The organism is Polaromonas sp. P4_F9 (genome assembly GCF_056401235.1).
The window spans coordinates 1-5871 of sequence record NZ_JBFUJT010000068.1; the positions used below are offsets into that span (position 1 = coordinate 1).

The window sequence follows — 5871 nt, forward strand, 5'->3', positions numbered from 1 at the left end:
CCTTGTTCGAAGCCGCGACCTTGTTCGAAGCCGCGAGTATCCCGATCATTCGGCATGTCAAGATACGACTCGGGGCCAACCCGTTTGACCCCACTTGGGACGATTACTTCACCCGTAGAGCATACGCAATATGACCCGCATTGCTGCCCGGTCCGACCAGGACCGTTCGAAAGGCTTGAGCCGTATGAGGGGTGACTCTCATGTACGGTTCTGAGGGGAGGATGCGGTGGCGACATCGCATCCTTACCCGACTGAAGCTGCACATCGSGGTGGAYAGCCAAAGCGGCTTGGCGCACAGSGCCGTKGTCACRGCGGCCAAYGTGCAWGACAAGYACCCRCTGCCYGACYTGCTGCATGGKSMMGAGCGGCGYGTGTACGGTGACTCGGCCTATGCCAGCCAGAAGRSGCKGATYGAGGCAAGSCGCCCAWGGCCAAAGACTTCACRAACCAGCRCACSCGGCGCAASGGCATCGTGGACGAGGCACTCAAAGCGAAGAACCGCAACAAGTCACGCATTCGCTCGCGGGCGGAGCACGTGTTCGGCGTTCTCAAGCGGCTATGGGGCTTTGCCAAGGTGCGCTATCGCGGCCTGGCAAAGAACGCCACGCGCGCGGTCACAGCCCTGGCACTGGCCAACATCTACCTCAGCCGATCAAGGTTGATGGCACAGGTGCGCCCATGAAGGCGGCAAACGGGCCAAGAGGTCCAGACAGCAGGCCCAATGGGCCACAAGAAAGGGAACTCGGTGACCTGTTTCGACCCGATCGACTCATCATCAACCCGCTCGGGTCATTTGACCGGGCTTATTCAGCGCAGCCTTTAGTTTCTGCGGTTGCACCCGCCAGTGGCCCGAACTCGGTCGGATTCGATTTACAGGTGATGAAACGCTCGCGGCGTTTCAGCTTCTGCCCCGTGCTGGGGGGGCGCCAGCGGGGACGCCCAGGTGTCCGTGATCGCGATCGCGATCGCCATCAGACCGGCATCGGCCGCCGCGACTGCGGCTTAAAGCGACGCTACGAGCGTGCGGCGCAACACTTGTTGCAGCCCGAGTCCGTGTCTGTCAAGCTCTCAGGCCGTGCGCCGAGAGTCCTGTGCTTGGTCGGGTGCGTTTTCCTGGTGCTAGCGACTACCGCCTTCAAACACCTTCAGCAGGCACGCCGATCGCTGGCGCGTTGCTGCATGACCATGCCGCGAGTTGTGTCACGACGCGGGCGTCGCCGCAGCAGTTCGTCCGTGGCCGCCCAGGTCAGGCGCGGCCGCGCTTGACGTGCGGCTGGACGTACGCTCCGGATTCGAAAAGCTGGCGCTCGACCCGATCGATGTGTTCGACACTCTTGGCACCGGCGTCGGCAACCAACTGCTCAAGCAGAGCTTCCGTGAGCGCCACGCCGGCGACGACAGACGGAAAAAACGATGAGCTCTGCACCGCAAAATGAAGGGTGATGTCCGCCTGGAGGGCCAGAGGGGATGCGCTGCTGTCCGTCAGCGCGATCAGCGTTGCGCCTTCTCGCAATGCGTGACCTGCAATCAGCAGCGATTCGCGCGAGTAAGGCGCGAAACTGGTGACCACAACGGCATCACCCTTCTCGATGGGCCTGAGCTGCAGCTCCAGACCGGCGCCGATCCCGTCCAGCAAGTTCACCGAATTTCGAAAAAGCCGATATCCGTAGAACAAGGTGTAGGCAACGGGGAAGCTAGCCCGAAATCCCGCGATGTGTACTGTCTTGGCTTTCTTCAAGGCGCGGGCCACCTCCCGCAACTGCGGCGCCGCCGCCTTCCCCGTGGCGTCAAGGTTGCCGCGGTGGACCGCGAACAGCTCGCTGACCAGGTCGTGCGTTCGGCCGCGCAGAGCAACGGTCTTGGCGCGCTGCCCGTACGATTGGTCATGCAGGCCCAGGTCCTGCGCAAAATCCGATTTGAGCTCCGGCCACCCGTCGTACCCCAGCTGCTTCGCAAGCCGCACCAACGTTGCCGGCTGCGCGGCCGCCATTTCCGCAACACCGCGCATTGAATTGATCACCACCTCATTGGGGTGATCCACGATGAATCGTGCCGCCGCCTGAATGCGCGGCGTGAGTCCCTCAAACTGTTCTAGTAACTTTTCTCGTGCGCTCATCGTGAAACACCTTAGGATTCAATGGAATGAATGTTACACGGACAAACGGTTGGGCGCTAGGCGGGCCGCGGGGCCCAATGACCATGGCGCTCTCGTACCAGACGATCTGGATCCGCTCCTGCAGCCGCCGAACCCAGCAAGGACACGCTGAACCGGAGATGATGAAGTACACGAGGGCGGCGACAAGCTACGCTTCCACTGGCCTGTTGAGTTCGTTCCGGTCGCTCTCGCCTTCTCCATCCAGCTGACGCTGATCGGGCGTGTTCCTGTGCGCTGGTGCGTCTGTCGGGCCATCCATGGCTCGCCAGGCCGGCAGCGGCCTATGTCAACACGCTTCATTCGCTGTTGACGATGGACAACTCGACGAACTTAGAGCCGGCGTGCTTTGCCGGGGTTGAAGCTGACGACGTAGCGCGGTCATTCGGGCCATTGCCCAAATGCGCCGACCTGGGCATGAGCCCGCAACGAGGCCGCAATCGGAGCCTATTTGCGTCATTCACAACCAATATGTGCAGCTTCGCGGGACCTTGATATACATCGGTGCTGTCTCGCCTCTGTCCAGATGGGCACCGCCGTCCCCAACTGGTCGCACGAGGCCGACCATTTCGCCCTTCTGCATATCGCGCGACGCAGCGCCCCGTCACAGAGGTTTTCAACACACGGTTCGCTTCTGCTTAACGTGATGGGTTCAGGCCAGGCGATACGATTGGCGAAGTCAAACACATAGCGAATCCAATATCGCCCGGCACGCACGTTTGGTTCCGTTTAGCGCGCGATGCGCGATTTGGTAGAAAGTGAGCCGGAACGTGCAGCCGGCAAAGCGCAGGACGCAGTCTGTAGCCCGGACCGAGCGCTTACGACATGATTGCACTCAAGTCCGATTTCGGCGAGAAGCGGGAATCGCCCGACAGAGCAATGCGACTCCTGTTTGGGGCCGCCGCGATCGATGCTATGCCGCAAGATAGAACCGTGATCCGCAATGTGGGGGACTTGCGGGTTCGGGCGGAGCAGACGTCGCGAATGCCGGAGAAAGAGGCCGACTTCGGCCGTGACAAAAGAGGGCTCTGGCCACCGTCAGCTCGTCCAGGCCGGGAACGTCGACCAATGCCAGCGAGACTGCTCGCCGAAGTAAGCGCCCGGCGCGGAGGCATTGAAATTCATCGAAAGCAACGCTCAAACGCCGAATTTTCGCGGCAAAGTCGGCCTCATTGCATCATACAAACTTGGGATGCGGCCTACAGTATGTAGGAGTCGAACCCAACTCTGATTCACGCAGCACGCCTAGGCCAATTCAGTGTGCGCGCTTCGGCCAGCGTCTTCATGTCCTGCGGCTAGTTCGTTTGTCGCCAATAGCGGGCTCTGGGCTGGCGAAGCGCATGGCTCTGTGTGCGACAGCCTAGGCCTGCCGAGCAGGAAGGACGGAAGCGGCAATGCGGCGCCGCAGAGCTGGCTGCATGAATCAGGAGTGCTGAAGCACCGTCGACCGGGCGGCTGATATTACCGACGCGTACCAGCACTTTGAATGGTCACCGTTGCGCGTTCCTTAAAGAGAGATACGTATGTACCGAGCCTTACTGAAGTCCAAGATCCTTGGCATCACCGCCACGCAGTGCCAACTGCACCATGAAGGCTCGTGCGCGATTGACGAGAACCTGCTCGAAGCGTCCGGCATCGTCGAGCATGAGCAGATCCACATCTGGAACATCGCGAACGACCAGCGCTTCGTCACCTACGCGATGAAGGGGAAGCGCGGCACCGGGATGATCTCGGTGAACGGCTCGGCCGCGCGCGGGGCTGCGGTGGGCGACGTCGTCATCATCGCCGCCTTTGCGCAAGCACCTGAGCAGGAAGTGAGCGGTTTCAAGCCCAAGCTCATCTTCGCCCACGAAGCCAACCGGCAGCTCTCGCCGCGCGACTTCGTGCCCGTGCAACAGTCCTGAGCCTTCGCTGATGACTGTCGGACTCGCCGAGCACAGCGTGCGCGCGTGTGCCATCCCAGCACGCAGATGAGTACCAGCCACCAGTCGCGATTGCGCGTGCGCGACGGCCTTGTGCGATGCCACCGTATGTCATGGAGGACGAAACGGTTGGACATCTGGCGCACTCCGCAACGGCCGCGACGCTCGCGACGGTGGCAGCATGAAAGGCTGTTTCGTCACGGGCACGGATACGGGTGTCGGGAAGACCTTGGCCGCAGCGGCGTTGTTGCATGCGCTGCAGCGCCATCACCGCCGTGTGGTCGGCATGAAACCAGTTGCGGTGGGCGCGATGCGCATCGCCGGAGAGCTCACGAACGAGGACGCGGTCGCCCTGCGTGGCGCCTCCACCATGTGGGTCGCGCCCGAACTGGACAACTCGGTGTTGCTGCCGCAGGCGTTGTCGCCGCATATCGCGGCGCAACGAGCGGGAAAACGCATCGATATCAAGAACTCCGACGCCGGCATCAGCGTCTGGCAGATCGAGCCGATTTCGTCGTCGTTCAGGGCTCGGGCGGCATTCACGTGCCGTTAACAGAAGCCGAAACCGACGCCGACCTGGCCAGTGTCTTGGCATTGCCGATCGTGCTCGTCGTGGGGCTGCGTCTGGGTTGCCTGAACCACGCGTTGCTCACGGCTGAAGCGATCCGCCGGCGGGGGCTGGATCTAGCCGGCTGGATCCCGAACCGCATCGATCCCGACATGCAGGAACCGGACGATAACATTGCCTACTTGAAAACCCCGCTTGGGCAGGCCGCTGCTGGTCGACATCCCGCACTCCGCGCGGCCCAAGGCGGGCACGATCTTTCTCGCGCTGCCGCCGGCATGGAGGATCGCATCGTGAGCTCCTGGATCGATGAGTTTCCGTCGCGCCTCCACGAAATCAAGGCGAAGCACTTCAGCACAAGAAGCCGTGAAGTCATTCCCCAGGAGGCTGGCAGCTGAGTTCAGCCTCGGGTTCCGTCCGGTCCCGAGTACGGCAGCCACACATATCTGGCCCTTGCGATAATCGCATGTCTGCTTTGGGTCTCCGAGAGGCGTCACTCGCAAAGCTCTTCGTTAGTGACCGCTTAGAGTGTCTTTTCGCCCTCTATTGGAACCGACCCCTGAGTCTCTTCGGTGAGAAGGTCGCGCAGACGCACCAATGCCCGCTGGCTGCGAGATCGGCCTTGACGACGCCGCGCGCGTTTCGAAATCGGCCACGGCGCGCCCCCTTGATTGTCGCCGCCAACGTCAGGATCTTGGGGCGACAGAGCGGTTCCAGATGTCGCATGGCGTGCGGGACCAGCGAACTGTAGACCTCGACGAGCGGCACCTGATCATAGAGAGCGGCAAGCCTCGCGCCGATTACGTAGCATACGCGCACAATCCAGTGCGCAATGAAGGGAGCGCCTCCCAGATCCTCGTCGCAATTGCGTAGCCAAGGTGCCGCGCATAGCTCGATGGGCGCCTGCGCCAGACGCTTGGCTCCGCAGGCGGAATGAGCGAGCATGTTGGCATTTGAGGAGATGGCCTTCACGGCACAGAGTCACGCCGCAAAGGCCAGTTTCGTAGGGGTGTCACTCCTCCTGTTTGTCGTAAGCCGCTACGTGTCCGCGCAGAATGCCTTCGGCGTCCATGTAAATGAACGTCATTGTCAGGACTTTCCCGTCGGGGGAGATCGTGCGGGTTCCCGCCCCGGTAACGTCATCCCCCTTTTTCGCCGTAAGCACGATGGTGTAGCCGTTGTTGACCCCCTCCCCGGACATCGTGTCGATCAAAGGGTTGCCTGTGTGGGGG

At 61.8% G+C, this 5871-nt stretch carries 3 protein-coding genes and 2 pseudogenes; 3 read left to right on the forward strand and 2 right to left on the reverse strand.

Annotation, left to right across the window (positions count from 1 at the left end; all coding sequences use genetic code 11):
* Positions 1–251 precede the first annotated feature (251 nt).
* Positions 252–682 (forward strand): annotated as a pseudogene (locus AC1DUB_RS28020) (transposase); the annotation flags it as partial.
* 564 nt (positions 683–1246) lie between these two features.
* Here AC1DUB_RS28020 and AC1DUB_RS28025 read toward each other — a convergent pair.
* Positions 1247–2116: a MurR/RpiR family transcriptional regulator gene (locus tag AC1DUB_RS28025; RefSeq protein WP_477732347.1), complete on the reverse strand. Its 870-nt coding sequence runs from the start codon at positions 2114–2116 to the stop codon at positions 1247–1249.
* Between the two features lie 1559 nt (positions 2117–3675).
* On the opposite strand from AC1DUB_RS28025, the gene panD reads away from it, so the two are divergent.
* Positions 3676–4056 carry an aspartate 1-decarboxylase gene (gene panD, locus AC1DUB_RS28030; RefSeq protein ID WP_477732348.1) on the forward strand — a complete coding sequence of 127 codons (381 nt, stop codon included), beginning with the start codon at positions 3676–3678 and terminating at the stop codon, positions 4054–4056.
* Between the two features lie 199 nt (positions 4057–4255).
* Positions 4256–4936, forward strand: a pseudogene (gene bioD, locus AC1DUB_RS28035) (dethiobiotin synthase).
* Between the two features lie 715 nt (positions 4937–5651).
* Here the strand turns inward: bioD and AC1DUB_RS28040 are convergent.
* The coding region (locus AC1DUB_RS28040) for a hypothetical protein (RefSeq protein ID WP_477732349.1) at positions 5652–5871 on the reverse strand (220 nt) is incomplete at its 5' end.

What these genes read in the sequence shown, in the direction of transcription:
- panD (WP_477732348.1), top strand. Translation starts at nt 3,676, where the DNA reads ATGTACCGAGCCTTACTGAAGTCCAAGATCCTTGGCATCACCGCCACG.
- AC1DUB_RS28025 (WP_477732347.1), bottom strand. Translation starts at nt 2,116, where the DNA reads ATGAGCGCACGAGAAAAGTTACTAGAACAGTTTGAGGGACTCACGCCG.